Raw genomic sequence first — 19,314 nt, 5'->3', positions numbered from 1 at the left:
AAAAGTTTACATTAGTAATAGGTGGGTGAGTTATATATGTCTAATCATTTTAAGGAATTAAAATTAGATGGTAATTTCGATGAAGCAAAAAAATATTGAATAATTTTTCTTTTGAGGAACTTTATCGGTCCTGTCGCACTGTCGATTCTTCCACCCTTTTCTAATAACCAGTTAATACTATCATGATCTGGGACACCGATAACAGCTATTTTAAGTATTGTGGCGACTATTATTTTTCTGTTACTAGATCTATCATTTGCTACAGATGAACTAAAGGTTAGTATATTATTTAGTGGAATTGTGCTCGGGTTTATGGTTCTCAGCTTTCTTATTTATCTGGTTTTTCATCGTAACATGAAAATACTCTAGCAGAATCATAAATGGTCAGCAGATAAATCACAGCTTGTTGTCGTTGACACTGATTTTCGTGAACAAAAACTCAACTATTCCAATCTACGGTTTGTTATTTCATTTGTGATTGTACTGGTTACAGTGTTCCTTACCTTTAAGAATTACAATGCTATGCCTGAACAGATACCGACAAAGTATAACTTTGTGGGGGGTGGTAACGAACGGGGGGGTAGATAAATCCTATCGATCTGTCTTAATGATGCCTATTATGCGGGTATATTTAACATTAATGTTTATTTTTATTAAAACAATAATTTCTAAGGCGAAGCAGCAAGTGAGTGCTGAAAATTCTAAAGAATCAATGTACAAAAATGTTATTTTCAGAAAGTCACTTTTAGCTAAATTAGCTAAATATTATGCAGCACGTGAGCGTTGATGGTTATCTTTATGGGTTAAATCCTCTAATAGCTGGTCCCAAACTTCCAACAAAAAAGTAAATAATACCTGAAGAGAACAAGCCCAAGCTGTTGCTATTATATTTACAATGAAAAATAAAAAAGTCTATAATAAAAATAGTGGGATGAGTTATATATCTCTAATCATTTCATAGAATTACAGTCATATAATTTCGATGAAGTAAAAGTCGATATAAAAGAAGATATAACGGATCAATTTTACAAACAACGGAAGGGAGATTTCATTCATGCAGACAATCATAATTACTGGAGCAAGTGATGGTATTGGTGCCGCAGCTGCTCGTCAGTTGAAAAACAAGGGTTACAATGTCGTACTCGTCGGTCGTTCCAAGGAAAAAACCGAAAGGATTGCAAAAGAACTCAATGCTCCTTCTCATTTAGCCGATTACTCGCGATTGGCCGACGTGAAACGCCTCGCCTCGGAACTAAAGCAATATAACCGAATTGATGTGCTGGTAAATAATGCAGGTGGCATCATGGGAGCACGAGAGGTGACCGAGGACGGATTTGAGAAAACTTTTCAGGTCAATCATCTTGCGCCATTTCTGTTAACGAAGCTACTTATCGAACAACTGATTGACAGTGAGGCAAAGGTCATCCAAACCTCTAGTGCAGCAGCAAATGCGTTCGGCAAAAAGTTCGATGTAACGGATCTTAACAACGACAAGGGATATGCCCCCTCTAACGGCCTATGGTTATGGCAAACTAGAGAACATCTTATTCACCCGGGAACTCGACCGACGCTATGGGAAAAGCGGGATCTCAACCGTGGCCTTTCATCCAGGAGTGGTGCGTTCTAATTTTGCTAGTGAGACCAATCACTTCATGAGGATTTTCTATCACACGCCGTTAAAGTACTTGATGACAATTAGCCCGGAGAAAAGTGCGCGCATGCTCACGGAGCTAGTAGAGGGAAAACCAGGAGTCGATTGGAAATCAGGAGAAGTCTACTCAAAAGGCAAGCCGATGTCCGTCGCGTTTAAAGATGATGGCACAGTGCACGTGAACTGTGGGAGCGCAGTGAACAGTTTGTTAATAACGTACTTTAATTTCACAAAGTTAGTAGTTTTCGTCATAAAAGCGTAATTAAAATCTTAAGGTATTCTACCAGTGATTATATGTGGTTATTCAATGGAAGTTACACGAAGTATTAGATAAAGTAGTAAGTAAGGATGAAGCAATGGCTGCTAAAAAAAATTACCGGAACTAGATGATAAGCCTTTTGTGTTACTTGCCAAAAGTCTGTAACTTTGCATGGTATCTTCACGTCATACAAGTACAGTAGGAATATTCAGTTTGGTTAGAAACAGATAAGTCAGAAATTGGTGTAGCGAATCTGTAAATGATTCTAATTAAAAATTAAAGAGAAGAGTTCTATATGAAAAACTACTTGTGTTGTTCTTTCTCTTTTATTTATATTCTTGGGGGGGGATAAATAGATGAAATTAATTAAAATATCTCTATTATCTTTAATGATACTAACTGCATGTTCATCCAATTCAGAAATTCTTAAGATATCAGAACCGAACTTCACTGACCACTCGAGCGAAACCAATTATCAAATAGAAGGAGCAACATTAATTCATACTATTGAAAATAAAGAGGAAATTGATGAGATAGCGAGTCTAATTGAAAATGCGGATGCAATTAATGAACCAGATCTGGTTAAACAAGCTAAACCAAACGCAATAATCGAAATTTATAATCAAAAAGAAAATACAAGTAAATTTAAAAGAACAATATGGTTAGCTTCAGAGATGGTAATCTTAAAAACACCGTCTGGGGGGGAATATTATCAAATAAGTGCAGAACAAGCTGAATTACTAATTAATAATATTGATATTTAAGATAAGAGAGAACTAGTCCGTAGTTTACTTGAAAAACTTTCTTAGTTACAAGATCTTTATTATATAACAAGCTTTAAAATAATAAACTTAACCCTAATAGAAAACCAGTTATTCTATTTGAGAATAACTGGTTTAATTCGGAATTATTCACAGGTGAGACCTCCTATTACTCCTACTTAGAACATTTACCATCCCAAAACTTTTACTATCAACTGCGATTTGGTCTAAGCATAACATCCCTTGAACCGTCACATCACTATTCATTAAGTAATTTCCTTTACGATCCTTCACCAAATATAGATACTCAACAAGTTCTTCTAATCCTGTCGCTGCATATTCCACTCTTGAGGTATTCTTCACTTCACCGATTGTAAGCTCCGTTAATCTATTGGTCGCTTTTTCGTATACTTCGATAAGGAAGTCAGGTCTCCCTCGCCATAAATGACTAGTAACATTACGGCCAAAGATATCTTGTGTTAAATCCTTGGTTGCTTCTAAAGATTGATGCTTTTGTTGAAGGTAGGGATGGTTATTACCTGCAATTTCACGGCTCGGTATATGAAATATGACAGAATCAGAGCCACTTGAATCATGGTACAAGTGATAAATACGAGAATTATCCTCCCATGCTGCTACTTTATTCTGTCCGCCATCCATGAGATATAATTGACTATTTTCCGTCTGTTGCTTAATTATCTGTACAATCCAGTATAGTTCAAATAACACATCCTGATTTTCTGGCGCAATAAAGGTTTCTCGGAGTAACATTTTTAAGTCATCTTCCGTGTACTGCCCTTTTATTATTTTGCGATAAGACACTAATAATTGTGCTGCTTCATGATATAAGCTATTTCTATGGTGTCTTGTTTTTTGAACGGTACGATCACTAACGTGTGCTTGATTTACCCGTTGCAAATAAACATTGTATTTAAACGCATATTCTATATTGGATTTTAAATCCTACCATTCTGCGAACCATGCAGCTTTTTCAAATCCCTTCAGATAGGAATCATGAAAAAGCAGTCTGTAAAGTATCCCTAGTAATTCCTTCAATACTAGATTCTCTGGTATATCATAAGACCGAATACTTTCATTCGTTGAAAAGATGGTCCGATCTTTATGATTTCTTACTAAACGACTCTTCGTTGTTTCCGCCCAATCAATTTCTCCTCTTACTTCCCCCCCAATATTTGTTTCCTTACGAGTAGCTGTAGTGGTTTTGAAATTCTTGAGTAAAAAAGGTAGCCTTTTGGCAAAATTCTTTGTTTCTTTTAATAATAGAAAACGTATCATTAATAATTGCTGCAAATTAGAAATGTTAAGATTCGTTTTCGATAAAAAGGAATTAATTCTTACATTTCCAGCTTTTAAATAACCATGAAGAAATCCAGAAATCTCCTCTAACATTTCCTCTTCTTTTCTACTCATTCCATTTCACCAGCTTCAAAAAAGTCATTCACAAAGTCATTTAGATAATCTTTTTCAATGATAACGTCAGTTTGCTCGTCAAGCTTGGTGATAAACTCTTTTATTTGGTATACGGGTAACCCCCCCTCAAATTGTGGCAGCACATATAAGATAATCGCTGACGTAAAATCATCATTGAACTGTGTATGCTTCGCAATGTCCGCAACGATAGCAGGTCCAATCTTTCGGTAATTATTAATTAGCTTCCATATAATTGTTAAGGTATCAACATGTGGATAGGTGTTGAATTATAAGTTTGTGATATTCATAATTGTACCATTAAAATAGGACGTATTCATTTTCTCAGACACCTGTAAGATTTGAATAACTTTGAATAATAAGCATTTAAAATTTTGATTGAAAATGTCACGTTTAGGATAAACAAAAACTTAATACGTTACATAATATTGAATTAGTGCTATAATAAAGGTGTCAGGAGGGATGTAAGGTGAATAAGCTTTATGAAGTCATTATAAAAGAATATGGTTACGATGAGCCTGTATTTACAAAGGAATTAAAAAAAAGAATAGATATGTCAGATGAGGCCTTACGTCAAAATGTGAAAAGATTATCTGATATAGGTGATTTGATTAAAGTCAAAAACGGTATTTATTATCTCCCGAGAGCTAGTAATATATTAAAGAAACCTCGTGTAAACATAGATAAAGTAATAAGAAGGAGATATATTAAACCGATTGATAAGAATGTAATCGGCTATATTAGTGGCACTAATTTTGCGAATCAACTTGGTTTAACTTCACAAACTGCAAGTGTGCCTACCATCGTAACAAATGAAGCAGGAAGACTTGAATACGAAGTCACATTTGGAAAAAAGGTCGTGAAGCTAAAGAAGCCAAGAATAAAGATTAATGATCAGAATTATAAGCTGTTACAAGTATTGGACTTATTAAATGATTATGATCGAGTAAGTGAAATTCCATTAGAAAAAGGGTCAAGCTTGATAAAAAAGTATTTACAAAATTCCAATATCACCATCAGTGAATTAAATCAGCATCTAAAAAAATATCCAAGAAAAACATTGGAAAATGTAATAGAAATGGAGCTTTACAATGAACTTGCATGAAAATAAGGAAGTATTCGGGGAAGTCGTTGAAGCTGCAGCAGATGAATTTAACTTACAACCTTTTCAGGTGGAAAAAGATTATTATGTTTCGCTATTGTTGAAAAATTTGCAAGAGGTCGTGCCTAATCTAGTTTTTAAGGGTGGGACCTCTCTTTCAAAGTGTTACGATGTCATCCATCGCTTTTCTGAAGATATTGATTTAACCATTAACTTTGATGGTGATAAGTTAACGAGTGGTCCATTAAGAAGACACCAAAAATCATTGATTCAATCAATAACAGAAACAATAGAAAAACTAGATTTCGCTTTATTAAATGATGAGCAAGATGAACCAATACGTTCAAAAAGGCACTTTAATAAATATAGGATAGGTTATAATCGAACGTATCAGGATGAAACCGACTTTCAAATGTTAGATCACATCCTCATTGAAACCAGCCTTGGCTTTAAACCCTTTCCGTGCGAAATAAAGCTCGTTAATAACTACATAACCAAATTTTTAGAGAAAGAAAATATAGATTATTTGATCGATGAGTATAATATGTATCCTTTTTCCATGAGTATTCAATCAATCGATCGAACGTTTTTGGACAAGCTATTTGCGGTATGTGACTACCATCATGACAAGGATTATATCCGAAAGTCCAGACATATTTATGATATTCATATGATTTATCAAAGCGGATTAATAGATTCGACGAACTTAGCCTCTCTGATGAGCCAAATAATAGAAATAAGAAGAAGGGGAAAGAAAACTTACTCCTGTGAGACGGGTTATAGACCACGAGAGGTTATGCAAGAAATAATTGATAATGAAGTTTTTAAAGAAGATTATGAAACAAATACAAAGGAATTTCTATCAAATTTTGTTGACTATGAGACATCTATTAAATCTTTACAAGAGATTGTTACTAGAGGCTGGTTACCTGAAGAAATTCCTGAGGATGTAGCCAGTCTTGAAACAGGTCTACGTACTGATTGATCACAGAATAATCACAATATTTCTCATAAGAAATCAAGTAATGAATGAAAGAAGGTCTGAAACATGTCTTTACGAACAAAAACGATTGACGAACTTTTTGATTTGGAAATAGATCTTCATCAGTTGACAGATGAGGAAAATGATAGTTCTTTAAATCAAATAATATCTCTGTATGAAGAACTTCATAAAAAAATTACGAGGGACAGGGGAAAGGAATATGAGTCAAGTTTGCCTGAAATTAGAAAGAAGCTCCTTCGCTATTTAATTCGCTATGGAACATATTTGAAGACACAATTTCAGAAGGATGACTATACTGCTGAAGCTAGCTTAAGAAAAGCCCTAAGGTATGACAATCGCAATCCGATAGCTCATTATCGTTTAGGCTTTTTGAATTATAAAAAAAGAAGGTATTCTAATTCGATTAATCATTTTCAACAAGCTGTTAAACATGATGTCGACTGTCCTTCTCCTGAATATAGACTTACAAATCAACAGCTCTATAATACGCAATTGTATTTAGCTAATAGTTCCCTTTATATTGCGGAAGAAGCTCAGCAAGCATTACAGCGTTTGGAGAATAAGGCGAACCCGGATAACGTACCTCAGCTTGAAAGGTCTTCTTTATATGAAAAGATTAATCAAAATGAAGATCTTTTGGCAACTAATGCTTTTGCAATATTTACACCAGATGGAGAAAGTCGATGTTCGAAAGAAAAATGTGATGATATAGCTTTTGGTGAGGCTTTTCCAGATAGGATAATTCTTTATTTTACCGATCGAAATCACCTCTTAATTTACAACGGAAAGGATATACAGTTATCCGTGAATCAAGCGGAGATAATGCGATATCTTTTTTTGAAAACAGGAGAGCATTGTCCTGCAACGAAAAACGCCTTTTCTGAGATTTTCACTAGTAGTGTTAAAAATGGAAACATTCCTAATAACACATTCACTCAAAGTGTCCGTCGGTTAAAGAGAAAAATGGAACAGAATGATGTACCTGCATCTGTTATTATTAACAGTCGTTCATTGAATAGTGAACCTGCATATTATTATACCGATGCAATGCCTTATATCATTATGCATCGCACTGACACCACGTTTATATTAGATCAATGACATAAGTGTCATCCTCTTTTTGAGATACTGTATGTAACAAATCGAAAAGGGATGATGGATGTGAAAACATGGAACCAGTTATTTATTCGTCACGGATGGAATGTACAAAAAAATGAAGGGAATGTATTTGATTGTCAGATGGAAACAAAGGAGAATGTAGAGTTTTTACAAAAGAATCTTGAAGCGCTGGGTGTATCTTATTGGATGGAAGGCTCAAACCTGATACTTGCAGATAAACCTGTTGCAGAGTGTGAATGGATTAAGATACTTGATTTTCCGAATCGAGGGCGAGGCGAAGGTCTATGGTTCGAACCAGGGCAGGAGGATCCCAAGGTGGAGGAGCTAGATACGTATATATGCGGAATCGTTCGTCAGTTCAATCGCCTGGGATTTCATACGAAGGGTTCTTGTGATGGTCATGGAAAAAGGTCTCCTCATGTGATGGTGAAAAAAGAAAAAGACATCGATCAGTTAGCAGGAATGCTTTTGGCATTAGGATTAAAACGGGTGTATTATCGTGAACAACGTAATAGTTATTGTATTTATTTACACGCTCAAAAAAATGAACTGCTAGATCTGGCTGAAAAAATGAGCCTTATTGAAGAACATTGGCTTGAGTTAGGGTTAGAGTATATTAAGGAGCAAATGTTTTATCTATCACTTGAGGGGGGGCTCTTAACAATACCTGGAACAAGTGGTGATGAAAGTCTTGTACGTGAGTTTGTAAAAGAGAAACTCCAACCTTTTGTAGATAATATTTCAACCGATCGGCACGGAAATTTATTAGCTGAGAAGACATACAATTCAGGAAATGGGCCAACCATCTTATTAAATGCACACCTGGATACGGTTGTTGAAATAAATGCGGATCGCAAAATTAGTAAGATTGATTCTATCTGGACCAGCAGCGAGGGAATACTTGGTGCAGATGACAGAGCAGGTGTGGCAATCCTGCTAAACATAGCGGAGTCACTTGTCCATTCCTCATTCAGCGGAAAGGTAAAATACATTTTTACGATAGAGGAAGAACGCGGACTTATTGGAGCACGAAATCTGGATGACTATTTCCTTTGGGGGAACAGATGCTGCAATCGTCGTAGATCGAAGAGGTAAAGGTGATATTGTCACATCTTGTGGTGGTTACATTCCTTTTTGTGATGAAGCGTATGGGAAGTTCATAGAACGTGTATCGTTAGAGGAAGGATTAACGGAATGGAAGTGCACGAATGGCGGGAGCAGTGATACAAGGATTTGGGCAGAAAAAGGTATTCAAAGCGTTAATCTTTCTGTAGGTTTTATGGATGAACATACAGAAGAAGAGTCTCTGGATATTCATGTAGCTTATGAAACCGTGAAGTTGATTAAAGGAATATTTAATAATGCGAAAGACTTAAGGAGCGTGTTGCGGGAAATTGAAGGGAAAAAGTTTGTGTCGAAAATTACAGGATAGATATGCTTTACAATCCTATCAATTCGTATAGAATAGTAGGTAACTATATATCCTGAGTTTTGCACTTAAAAAAGATAAAAACAGCCGTCGTCCCTTGATAATATTGGGGGTGGAGGCTGTTCCTTTTTTGCACGAACATGTAGCGAATTTTACTGTTTTTTGGTGCTCGCTAAAATTTTTTTAATTTCTCCTCGAGAGCGAATTTGTTTAGAAAAATCGATGTGAAATTGATCGCCTAACGTTTTAAGAACCTCATCATAATAATCGAATAAGTAATAGTTTTGTTTCATATGTGTACACTCTGCTTTTGATAAACTCTCTAGTAATTTACCCACGCTATATTTATAATCCATCTTTACTTCGATAATTCTTGCGATGACGAGCGCAATAAAACAAGTTAAGAAATGTGCGTGAATATGCTCTTCTGTTGAAACATAAACGGGACGTGCTTCAAGGTCACTTTTCGTTACTCTGAAGGATTCTTCTATGCGCCATAATCCACGGTATGTATCGATAATATGATCATCACTTTCTTTGTATTCACTTGTTATAATTGCATAATAACCGTCTAACGCTTCTTCTTCCTTTAGCTTATCATAGTCAAACTGAAGTTGATGATGAGGGGTGATAATCTCGCCTGTTTCTTTGTCAATTTCCATGTTTTTAATATAGCCTGCAGCTCCATAGGAATTGGTTTTTTTGTATCTGCTCGGGTTATCCATAATTTCTTGTGCCTTTTTAATGGCTTTTTCCCGATCAGCTCTTGCTTTCTTTGCATATTTTTCACTATAAAAAATCACTTGTTTTTCGTCGACTTGCTTTTTGATTTTTTATTATGAGTTGATGTGACCGAAATCATTCTTGGTTCTAAACGAGATTTTCTCTTATATTCGGTGCCGTACCACGTATAACTTTCCTCATTGAGTACGTATTTCTTAAATGCTTTACTAGCTCCTCGTACAGACATGCTAAATACATACCCGTGTTTTCCTGAGAGTATGTAATTGATATTATCACCTGTCGTCATCCCTTTGTCGGTAACGACAACCACTCTTCCTAAATTATACTCTTTATGTATCTTCCAAATCCCGGGCGAAAAGTTAGACAATCATTGGTGTTTCCGGAGAATAGTTTAAACGTAATAGGGATACCTTTTGTATCCATGAATAACCCCCCCATTTGTACGATAGGATTGGGACGGTGTTCCTTTGATACCCCCCCTTTTTTTCTCAGCTCATCATGGATGTCTGTTTCAAAGTAATAGTTGGTGACATCATAATACACTAAATCTGTTTTTCGATTGTAGACGGATTTTATTCGGTCATTTATTTTTGTTTGTAGTAAGGAACTGTGCTTATAGAAAAAAGAGAGTGACCGATATACATCATCTAGAGAATAATCATGTCTATCAAAAAACTTCTCTTTATTTTCGAATGTCTTTTTCTTGGAACCAGGATAGAGTGAGCGTGAAAAAACGAGTAGCTTCATGATGTCATTGACATTATAATCAATCTTTGATGGACGCTGTTTACTTGTTAAAACCTTATCAATCTGTAGCTCATGATATATTTGGCTGAGAATCATATAACCAAAATTTTTTCGATTACTTTGTCCAACGGATAACGTGTCATCCTGATTAAATGACAAAGTGATTGGAGCTACTTTTTCAGCCTTCTTTTCTTTTAACTGTTCTACTCTTTCTTTGAAGTGGGCCATAGGATCATCATAGTCTTTTTCTAATTCATCAAGATAGCCTACTTTTTCAACTGTCACCGTACGTGCATAACCTTTTTCTTTATCGCGATAAGTATCGACTATAGAAAGATAAATACGTCCGCTTTTTTGTTTGGTTTTTTTGAGATACATGATGATAGCCTCCTTCAAAAAGTATGATATATACCTATCATACACTATTTCGCTATAATTCGCTACGAAAATTTAAATAAAAAATAAAATAAAAAAAGCTTCAACTTGTTGAGACACAACAGATAAAAGCTTAATGGCTAAATAAGTAACTGCAAAACTACGGGATTGCATAACAATAAAACATATAGAGTAAGCGATTTTATGGATATCATAATTTTCTAATATTTAGTACAATTGAATTAGGATAATTTGAGAGTAATTGAAGTGTTTTTTGTAAAATAGAAATATAGTATAAGCTAGTACTTCATCAAAGGCGGTGTAAACTTGCTAGAAAATGCATTATTAGAATACCTAAAAAGTTTAAATAAAGAAAAAATAAATTTAAATAGCCAATACTATTGGATTGCTAATATTGAATCAGATGGCTTTGTTATAAAAGCACATCCAGTGAGAGAGGAGTATCAAAAAAGCAAAAAGACAATATCTTCCGTTATAAATTTTGATATAGTACGACGGGAAATTTCCAGGCTATTAAAAACAGGAACACTTAAGCGTGCTGAAATAGAAGATCAGGAAAAGTCTAGATTTATTCTAGCGTTGCTTTCTTGTTTACCTTTTGTGGAAGTAATTACTACTAAACAACAAACTTCATTGCAGATCATTGAATATAAGACGAATCAATTACCAGAGATGAACTTCAATGGAACATTAAAATTTTTAGAAGAGATACAAGCAGGTACACATGATCCTAAAAGGTTACCTGATATTCCAGAAGAAGCTCAAAGACGATCGAAATCTCGAGCGCGTCAAGGTTTGAGAATACTAGGATTCCTAGATGATGAATTTTCAATAATTGAACCCCAAGCAAGTAAATATGAACTTGAAAAGAATAAAATCACTTTTCTACAAGAAATGGTGCTAACAAGCCCTTATATATCAATGGTTTATGATCTATTACAATATCTCACTAGCTACACAAAAAAACAAAAAATCAATTATTTAAAAGAACTTGGTATGAAAATTGTACGTAATTCCAAAGGGGATAACTTGATGGTAGAATCAGTAGCTGATTATCGCACAAGGAATATCATCTCTTGGTTACAAGATGTTCAATTAATTGATGAGGAGTTGAACCCAACAATGACAGAAGAAATACGTCCATTACTACAAAAGGTTATGGATAATTATATATCAGCAAAACGTGAATCCACTAAAGATCATAAAATGGGTATGCTTGTAAGAACTGAACTAGTAGAAGCTTTTAAGCAATTAGAGTTCTTGGATAATAAGTATTATGAGATTAAAGGTTCTGTTGGAATAGGAAATTGGGCTTCTGTGCTTGGTTAGCGATTATGAATAAAAATGTGACCAACTCTACTCAGAAAGGCTATTATATTGTGTATTTGTTCAGCGAAGATATGGAGAGGTTGTATCTTACCTTAGCCCAAGGAGTAACTGAATCAACAAAAGAAGAAATGGCTAAAATCAATGAAGAAATACGCCAATCGATACAAATGGATGACGATATTGCAACAAATAATAATATTGAGCTTGGTGGTAGTACGTTAGCGAAAAAATATGAAATATCTACTGCAGCTTACATTAAATATGAAAAACAGTTGCCGTCAGAACAATCACTACGTAATGACTTGAGGCGAATGATTGATTATTATGAGCAATACATACAAATGAAGCAAGAGACAACGGGCCATACAGAAGTCGATACAACTAATATGGTTGAAGAAACTGATACCTTAACCTTTAAAGAAATCGTGGATCATATCTACCAATATATAAAAAGCAAAGGATTCTATTACGAAAAAGAAGAAGTAACTAATCTCTTTTTATCACTTAAAACAAAACCATTCGTCATTCTATCGGGTATATCAGGAACAGGAAAAACAAAAATAGTTGAATGGTTTGCAGAAGCAATAGGTGCAACTAATGATAATAATCAGTTTACACTTATTCCTGTTCGCCCAGATTGGAACGACAGCTCTGATCTTTTAGGTTATATCGATATCAAGGGGGATTTTAAGGAAGGCCCATTAACAAAGATTGTTAGGAATGCTTATAATAATCCAACTAGGCCTTATATTGTCTTATTAGATGAGATGAATTTAGCCCGAGTGGAATACTATTTGAGTGATCTCTTAAGTGTGATGGAGAGCAGGAAAAGGGAGAATGGTGAAATAATTACCTATCCTCTTTTAACAGAAGAAATAGCTGGTGAGAATCTCCCGCTTCCATCGAATGTCTACATAGTTGGAACCGTTAATATGGATGAAACAACACATCCATTCAGTAAAAAGGTATTAGATAGGGCAAATACGATTGAATTTAATCGAGTAGAACTTGGATATTTAGACTTTCTGCAAGAATTAGAAGAGATGGATCCCATTAAGTTGGATCAGAAATCACTAGAAGCGAATTATTTACATCTTAAAGAAGTGTATGATGAGAACTCTGATTTGGTAAAGCAAGTTACAAAGGAGTTAGTTTCAATTAATCAAGTTCTTGAGCTTATTCATGCACAGGTAGGCTATCGAGTACGTGATGAGATATGCATGTACATTAACTATAATCAACAGGGTAACCTGATGGAATATGAGCAGGCCCTTGATCATTGCCTGCTTCAAAAAATACTGCCGCGAATTGCAGGAAGTGATAGCCGTGTTAGAGACGTAATCGATCAATTAATTGAATTCTGTGCATTTGAAATACCAGAGGATACGGAGCAGCCCATTGATTTAACTTATGCAAAATATCCTAAGAGTACTGCGAAATTAGTAGAAATGAGAGCGAGGTTAGTAGATGGCTTCACTTCATTCTGGATCAGCTAGAGATGATGTAGAATTACTTCACATTGATACAAAAGATATGACGATTGTTATAAAAGGGAAACCATACCATGAAAAATATGAAGGGTTGACGCAATATCGTAATATGGATTTCCATGACCCCCCCATGAGCTTGTCTGTGATTGGGGATGACATAGGATCCATTCAAGTATTTGACGTAAACACTAGTGAATTAGCAGAAAAATACTCACATCGACCAATATTCTTTGAAAATGGGGGTCTATCAATTAATTGTTTCACCTAAAGATAGTAAAGAATTAACTTTCTACCATGAACATCAAGGGCTAAGAAAAGCAGTGGACAAAGTGACGATAGGAAATAGCTATATCTTAATGGGGGGGAATCTCCAATTTCAAAATGAGGTAGGGTTATCCACGTTTGAGATTAGGCATGAAAATAAGGCACTGATAACAGTCACAATTGAAGTATTTCCTACCAAATTAGATTATCGAAAAGATTATAAAAAGCTATTAGAAGAGGTAAATGATGAAATTTATAACCTAGCCTATCATTTTATAAAGAAAACACATCTTGGGGGGGCAAAAACTAAGCTAGAGGGAACACCGTCAAGAAGTGAATTTTTCCGTTTAATAGAGTCACACTTTGTGAAGTTAATGCAAGCCATTCAACGGATCGAACAGCAGCCACATCACAAATTTCATACTACGCATCGAAAAGTAAGAGGAGATCAGTTAGGCAGGCAAGACCAGCAAGCGCGAAAATATTTGAGAAAAAGACCTCATCTTTTAGTCCAAGTAGACAAGGGGGGGATTAATTTAGGCGGTCAACATGTCATGCCAACAAATGGTTTAAATATTCGGAAAGAAGTAACCTATGATACGCATGAGAATAGATTTGTTAAATGGATCATGATCCGGTTAGAAGAGAAACTTGACGATTTAATTAAGACTTTACAGTTTAGGGCCGATTATACCGTTGATGGGGATATAATAGTCCGTTTAAACGATATGAAACAAAAATTGAAAGACAAGGCGCAAAGTTATTTCTGGAAGTCTATTAGTCGTCTAGATCGGTCCGTAATGAGTCTCGTATTACAAATGGCGCCTGGATACAGAGAATCTTTCCAGATTTATTTGTTGTTGTCGAGAGGATTAGCACTGCAAGGAAATATTTATAATATGTCCGTGAAGGATGTCGCTACCCTATATGAGTATTGGACTTACTTAAAGCTAGGACAATTGCTGGGAAGAAAATATGAAATGGTTGATCAAGACGTAATTAAGGTTAATCATAATGGACTCTTTGTCAATTTACAGCCTAACGCCTCAGCTAAGAGAGTATTTCGCCACCCTAAAACAAAAGAAAAAATTACACTTATATATCAGAAAAGAGAGCAACGACTGCCGACGATCACACAAATTCCAGATACGATGTTAAGCATTGAGAAAAAAGGAAAGGACTATGAATACCAATATGTCTTTGATGCGAAATATCGTATCGACTTTGCTTTAAATGATACAACTTATGGGCGTAACTATGATGGAATTCCCGGTCCCATGGAAGAAGATATCAATACAATGCACCGTTATCGTGATTCAATTGTTGTAAATGAAGAGGGACCTTTTGAAAGAAAAGCCTTTGGTGCCTATGTGTTATTTCCGTGGAATAATGAAGATCTCTATCAAAGCCATAAGCTCTATAAAAGTATTGAAGACGTGAACATTGGAGGTTTACCATTCCTGCCGAACGCTACAACATTAGTAGAGCGATTTGTTGAACAATTAATTGATAAAAGTCCAGAAGAAATCCAGCAAGAAGGAATATTGCCAAGAGGCACTATTAGTGAGTGGGAATCTTCTATTGAAGAAAAAGTAATGGTTGTGAAAATATCTGATTCAGAAGAATATAAACTGGCCCTACATAATCGCTATATTAAAATGGCTGTAAACCGATTAAATCAAAATTGGCAAGAAGTAAAGTATGTATCTCTTTACACAACAAGAAATGTAATGGAGGAAAATGGTGTCACACACTATGCAGAAATTAAAGAAGTGAAGGTTGATGGAGATGCAGTTTGGTTCATTGTTGATAACTGGAAGCTGCTCGCTAATATTATAAAGCCTGTTGGTTATGGAATCTCTAACTATGTTGTAACCAGCCTAAATAATTTATTAGCTGCTAAGGAATTGCCTGAATTATTTATGAAATCGAATGATGAACGGACACTTTGGCGGATGCTGGGAAGGTTTTCGGGTCGGGTGAAGTATGGGGCTTGATGATTATAGTTTAGATAAGGCTGAACGGGTGGAAAGTTTTTATGTTAAGAATTTGGAATTGGCTATTCAGGAAGAGAATATTTTAGTGAAGGAAGAGAATGTGTTGAAATTATCGTTTTCTTTAATGGGGGGGCTAAGAGAGAGGCCTTCTATGGTATTTAAGGAGTTGGCGGGAATAATTGTCGGAGAGTGAGTGTGTTTAGATTAGCATCACCAATATACTGATTTGGTATGCAAGATATCAGTAGAAATAGGAGACTAATATGAAATCGTTTATAGATTATTATGATGTCTTAGGAATTACACAAGAATCTATAAAAAAGAAATTAAAGAGGCTTATAGAAAACTTGCTAAGAAAAATCACCCTGATACAGGAGGTTTACATGAAGACTTCATCAAAATTAAGCAGGCTTATGAGACATTAATAAATGATACTAAGAGAGCAGAATATAATTACTCAACTTTCGCAGACCGAAATAGGTAGGTATGCCTTGATATAGTTGGGTAAGCCTGCAATCCATTGTTGTAGTTGACTTTTGATTAGTTTTTGTATATTTTTGTTACTCTTTTTTAAGGTATCTTCAAGAAGCTCGAATAATTGCTGTAGAGCTACAGTCCAATCGAGGTCACTGATTTCATCACTTAATTCATAAAACATGCCACCTAGTGTTCGTTGGTCTGAGCTACATCGGTTTTGCCATGAGAGAACGATATATCTTGCAAAGACAATGGTTGTATGACTAATTAAGGAGTCATATGAACGACCTTGAAACTCTTTTTGGAGCTTTAATAGGGATTTTGTTGTTTTGAAAAAGACCTCAATGTCCCAGCGCATGCTATAAATACGGATTATTTCTTGGTCACTAAGCGTACAATCTGTACTTAAAATGGCTAACCATTCACTTTTTTTATTACGATTGCGAACAAAGACAACTTTGATTCGAACTCCGTTCGCTTGTGTTGTATGAATAGAGCGAAGAATACCTTTTTCTCCAGTCGTTGGCTTCGCTAAACGATAGAGTTGCTTTAAACTCACACGCTTTCCATCTACAAGATAACGTTGTTTCAAGTTTTTAACCATACCAATTACGTCAAGCCCTTGGTCTTTAATATTCTTAACGAGAGGCTGAAAGGTGAACCAAGAGTCCATCAACACATAAGAGGCATCAATGCCGACATTCATAGCTCGTTCGATCATATTAGGTATTTGTTCCGGCGCCGTTTGTAGAGCTTCCACTCTTCGTTTATAGCCAGAGCTACGCTTATCCACCTTTGATGATATTCCATTAATTTGGCTTTTCTTTGAGCTTAATAAAGAAAAGTCCACTGGGATGAAGGTCGCACCATCTGACCAACCAAGGGTAAGCATACGAAAACCTTTATAAAAGCGCATCTTTTGAGACGCGTGGTCAAAGCAGCGGGCTAGTAATTCAACAGATTTACTGCGATTTCGATCATACGAAGAATCATCTAATATCAGCACTTTCGGACGATCATGGTTCGTTAGCTTCGTTACTTTTCCAATCGTGTGAACGCTGAGGAACAGTAAAAATCTTCTCCACGCAAAGGTAGACTGATGCAAGAAACGATATACGGCATCCTTGGCAGGGAAATCGGTAGATTTCTTACTTTCAAGAGTTCGAAACCAGTTCTTGTTTTCAAAGATCAAACAAAAAATCAATTGGAAAAGGTAAGAACATGAAAACCCGAAGGACTTTGTAATACCGGCCTTTCTTAGATGTTTTAGTACTTTTAATTCCTTAAATGTCGATGTTAGTTCATTCGGTAGTTGCTTATTATGGTCATTATTCGTTATCATATAGGGGGGCACCTCTTCTGTATGGTTATGTGATTCTCGACAAATCAACTATACCAAACGTTGGGGTGTTTTTTCATGTTTATGCTCTTGTCAATGATCAGACTTCAATCGCTATCATACTTACAGCTAGTTAAACTTATAACATTTTTTTAGGTGCGAAAGTTGAGTTATTATCTTATAATAGTTTTATGTTATTATTTAATATGATGTCTGTCTCAAATTATTTAACCTATGAAAGTTTTTATGTATATTTAATTTCATCGATTATATTAGCTTTTATTAGTATTTGGGGGGGTATACGAATATTCTATTATGGAGTCTTAAATTACGCTGGCCTTTCGAGAAAAATTTCCTTAATATTTGCTTCAATCCTTCTGCTGTTTAATTTGTTTTCAATTTTTTACGGGGGGGTGGCTTTAAATGTCTCAATTTAAGAACCCGTTTCTTAGAGTAGATAATTTATATTTTAACTACGAGGAAAATATAATCTTAGATAATTTAAATTTAACAGTTAATAGAGGAGAGGTTCTCTGGATAAAAGGTTCTAATGGTGTCGGTAAATCAACATTACTTAAGATATTAACTGGTGTAATTAAGATAGAATCCTTACAAATGAAATTTTATGACGAGCAATTTAAATCTATGAATGATTATAAAAAATCCATTGCATATATACCAGATTATCCAATGCTTTATGATTTCTTGAATGGATACGATAATTTAAAATTAATTATGAATCTTTGGAAAATATCGAATAAAACAAAGTATATTGATTTGGCTAATCATTTAGCAAATGAACTACAGATTAAGGATTATTTATCTCAACAAGTTGGTAATTATTCTTTAGGGATGAAGCACAAGCTTTTTTTCATCGCTATGTTTGCCAGGGAACCCAAGATTTTATTTATGGACGAACCCTTTTCTGCTTGGGATAATAAATCTTATGGTATAGCATTAGAAATTTTGCAAAGATATAAAGAGAAGGGTAACTCAATTGTTTATATTTCCCATTTAGAAAATATAAAAATGATCTGACTGCAAAGACATTGCTATTGGAAAACAAAAAAATAAAGGAGGCCTTGCATGAAGTCCCATAGTGAAATTAAAAACAAGAATATTGGCAAAAAGATAGTATTGATAATATGTTTACTTATTTTATCTCTCACTTTAATGTTTGGTCTACAAAATGAGTTAGTGGGTAAAGTGTTATTAATAGGTTCTGGATCTATTGGTATAAAGTTATTGTTTGACATCCTAATATTTGAGCGGTAAATACGTATTATAATAAATAGTGAAATTAACCAAAAGATATATCCTTAAAATAAATTAAATTTAATTGTGTTGCAGTTTTACTAAGAAAAAAATTCACTACATATCTTTTTATGGAGATGAAAAAAATTATTCGTATGTATAAATATTTAATTTTACGATGGTAATATAATTTGAAATTCAAATCTGCTATATCAAAATTATTTTAGGAGGTATATATATGAATATTGAATTGCTTTACTATGACTTGGCAGACGATAAATATATTTTTTCAACGCCTTTAAAGTTTGAAGGTTATACGTTTACCCCCCCTAGTTACGGGATATTTTACTTTTAGATGGTTGGGCATATAGTGTAGGTAGAAAAGAATTTTATTATGAGACAAATACAACTTATATTACAATATTTTGTACAAAAGAAGAAAAAAAAAGATTATAAATTATATATAAGTATAGACGAACTTAGTCGTTTGAGACGCATATAAAA

General features: G+C 34.7%; 20 protein-coding genes and 1 pseudogene. 16 read left to right on the top strand and 5 right to left on the bottom strand.

The window, feature by feature from the left end:
* Positions 1 to 553 precede the first annotated feature (553 nt).
* From JCM21714_RS14280 to JCM21714_RS14270, 4 genes are all read left to right on the top strand, one after another.
* Complete coding sequence (locus JCM21714_RS14280) at positions 554 to 787, top strand: hypothetical protein (RefSeq protein WP_235182904.1); 234 nt, start codon at positions 554 to 556, stop codon at positions 785 to 787.
* Positions 788 to 1,054: 267 nt separating this feature from the next.
* Positions 1,055 to 1,627, top strand: coding sequence for an SDR family NAD(P)-dependent oxidoreductase (locus tag JCM21714_RS14275; RefSeq protein WP_200868460.1), 573 nt, complete (start codon positions 1,055 to 1,057; stop codon positions 1,625 to 1,627).
* Positions 1,628 to 1,688: 61 nt separating this feature from the next.
* A complete protein-coding gene (locus tag JCM21714_RS20555) occupies positions 1,689 to 1,913 on the top strand; it encodes a hypothetical protein (protein ID WP_235182903.1) in 225 nt (74 codons plus the stop codon).
* A gap of 353 nt (positions 1,914 to 2,266) precedes the next feature.
* Complete coding sequence (locus JCM21714_RS14270) at positions 2,267 to 2,674, top strand: hypothetical protein (protein ID WP_035725369.1); 408 nt, start codon at positions 2,267 to 2,269, stop codon at positions 2,672 to 2,674.
* Positions 2,675 to 2,821: 147 nt separating this feature from the next.
* On the opposite strand, the gene JCM21714_RS14265 is transcribed toward JCM21714_RS14270, so the two are convergent.
* From JCM21714_RS14265 to JCM21714_RS20205, 3 genes are read right to left on the bottom strand one after another with little or no spacing between them, the layout of a single operon-like run.
* Positions 2,822 to 3,589 (bottom strand): hypothetical protein, encoded by a 768-nt coding sequence (locus JCM21714_RS14265; RefSeq protein WP_035725367.1) that lies wholly within the window; start codon positions 3,587 to 3,589, stop codon positions 2,822 to 2,824.
* Between the two features lie 45 nt (positions 3,590 to 3,634).
* Positions 3,635 to 4,102, bottom strand: coding sequence for a hypothetical protein (locus JCM21714_RS14260; RefSeq protein WP_035725366.1), 468 nt, complete (start codon positions 4,100 to 4,102; stop codon positions 3,635 to 3,637).
* Positions 4,099 to 4,245: a hypothetical protein gene (locus JCM21714_RS20205; protein WP_158413528.1), complete on the bottom strand. Its 147-nt coding sequence runs from the start codon at positions 4,243 to 4,245 to the stop codon at positions 4,099 to 4,101. The genes JCM21714_RS14260 and JCM21714_RS20205 overlap by 4 nt, the downstream gene beginning before the upstream one ends.
* Positions 4,246 to 4,589: 344 nt before the next feature.
* Here JCM21714_RS20205 and JCM21714_RS14255 point away from each other — a divergent pair, with 344 nt between their 5' ends.
* From JCM21714_RS14255 to JCM21714_RS22030, 5 genes are all read left to right on the top strand, one after another.
* Positions 4,590 to 5,225 (top strand): DUF6088 family protein, encoded by a 636-nt coding sequence (locus JCM21714_RS14255; RefSeq protein WP_035725364.1) that lies wholly within the window; start codon positions 4,590 to 4,592, stop codon positions 5,223 to 5,225.
* Positions 5,212 to 6,207: a nucleotidyl transferase AbiEii/AbiGii toxin family protein gene (locus JCM21714_RS14250; RefSeq protein WP_035725361.1), complete on the top strand. Its 996-nt coding sequence runs from the start codon at positions 5,212 to 5,214 to the stop codon at positions 6,205 to 6,207. The genes JCM21714_RS14255 and JCM21714_RS14250 overlap by 14 nt, the downstream gene beginning before the upstream one ends.
* A 63-nt stretch (positions 6,208 to 6,270) precedes the next feature.
* Positions 6,271 to 7,326, top strand: coding sequence for a tetratricopeptide repeat protein (locus tag JCM21714_RS14245; protein WP_035725359.1), 1,056 nt, complete (start codon positions 6,271 to 6,273; stop codon positions 7,324 to 7,326).
* 60 nt (positions 7,327 to 7,386) lie between these two features.
* A complete protein-coding gene (locus JCM21714_RS14240) occupies positions 7,387 to 8,439 on the top strand; it encodes a M28 family peptidase (RefSeq protein ID WP_235182902.1) in 1,053 nt (350 codons plus the stop codon).
* Positions 8,384 to 8,776: a hypothetical protein gene (locus JCM21714_RS22030; protein WP_235182901.1), complete on the top strand. Its 393-nt coding sequence runs from the start codon at positions 8,384 to 8,386 to the stop codon at positions 8,774 to 8,776. The genes JCM21714_RS14240 and JCM21714_RS22030 overlap by 56 nt, the downstream gene beginning before the upstream one ends.
* 149 nt (positions 8,777 to 8,925) lie before the next feature.
* On the opposite strand, the pseudogene JCM21714_RS24840 reads toward JCM21714_RS22030, so the two are convergent.
* A pseudogene (locus JCM21714_RS24840) lies at positions 8,926 to 10,642 on the bottom strand (IS1634 family transposase).
* A 324-nt stretch (positions 10,643 to 10,966) separates the two neighbouring features.
* Between JCM21714_RS24840 and JCM21714_RS24390 the strand changes: the two are divergent.
* From JCM21714_RS24390 to JCM21714_RS24380, 6 genes are all read left to right on the top strand, one after another.
* The gene (locus JCM21714_RS24390; RefSeq protein ID WP_369403607.1) at positions 10,967 to 11,989 is read left to right on the top strand and encodes an MrcB family domain-containing protein; all 1,023 of its coding nucleotides are present in this window, start codon (positions 10,967 to 10,969) and stop codon (positions 11,987 to 11,989) included.
* Positions 11,990 to 11,994: 5 nt separating this feature from the next.
* Complete coding sequence (locus tag JCM21714_RS24385) at positions 11,995 to 13,485, top strand: McrB family protein (protein WP_369403606.1); 1,491 nt, start codon at positions 11,995 to 11,997, stop codon at positions 13,483 to 13,485.
* On the top strand, positions 13,457 to 13,747 hold the full coding sequence (locus JCM21714_RS22010) for a hypothetical protein (protein ID WP_235182897.1): 291 nt from the start codon (positions 13,457 to 13,459) through the stop codon (positions 13,745 to 13,747). Before JCM21714_RS24385 ends, JCM21714_RS22010 begins: the two co-directional genes overlap by 29 nt.
* Entirely contained in the window at positions 13,716 to 15,740 is a 2,025-nt protein-coding gene (locus JCM21714_RS14225) for a restriction endonuclease-like protein (RefSeq protein ID WP_235182896.1), read from the top strand. Before JCM21714_RS22010 ends, JCM21714_RS14225 begins: the two co-directional genes overlap by 32 nt.
* Positions 15,730 to 15,933, top strand: a complete 204-nt coding sequence (locus tag JCM21714_RS22005) for a hypothetical protein (protein WP_235182895.1) — start codon at positions 15,730 to 15,732, stop codon at positions 15,931 to 15,933. Before JCM21714_RS14225 ends, JCM21714_RS22005 begins: the two co-directional genes overlap by 11 nt.
* Before the next feature lie 117 nt (positions 15,934 to 16,050).
* Positions 16,051 to 16,224, top strand: coding sequence for a DnaJ domain-containing protein (locus JCM21714_RS24380; protein ID WP_084040845.1), 174 nt, complete (start codon positions 16,051 to 16,053; stop codon positions 16,222 to 16,224).
* Here the strand turns inward: JCM21714_RS24380 and JCM21714_RS14220 are convergent.
* Positions 16,198 to 17,559 (bottom strand): IS4 family transposase, encoded by a 1,362-nt coding sequence (locus tag JCM21714_RS14220; RefSeq protein ID WP_035725357.1) that lies wholly within the window; start codon positions 17,557 to 17,559, stop codon positions 16,198 to 16,200. The two genes, JCM21714_RS24380 and JCM21714_RS14220, sit on opposite strands and share 27 nt — an antisense overlap.
* A 420-nt stretch (positions 17,560 to 17,979) precedes the next feature.
* Between JCM21714_RS14220 and JCM21714_RS14215 the strand changes: the two genes are divergently transcribed.
* The gene (locus tag JCM21714_RS14215) at positions 17,980 to 18,594 is read left to right on the top strand and encodes an ATP-binding cassette domain-containing protein (RefSeq protein ID WP_035725355.1); all 615 of its coding nucleotides are present in this window, start codon (positions 17,980 to 17,982) and stop codon (positions 18,592 to 18,594) included.
* Positions 18,595 to 19,314: the final 720 nt, after the last annotated feature.

Origin of the sequence: Gracilibacillus boraciitolerans JCM 21714 (assembly GCF_000521485.1) — a bacterium.
Lineage (GTDB): Bacteria > Bacillota > Bacilli > Bacillales > Amphibacillaceae > Gracilibacillus > Gracilibacillus boraciitolerans.
The sequence above is the reverse complement of the archived record's forward strand: the minus strand, read 5'-3'. Positions and strand labels throughout refer to the sequence as shown.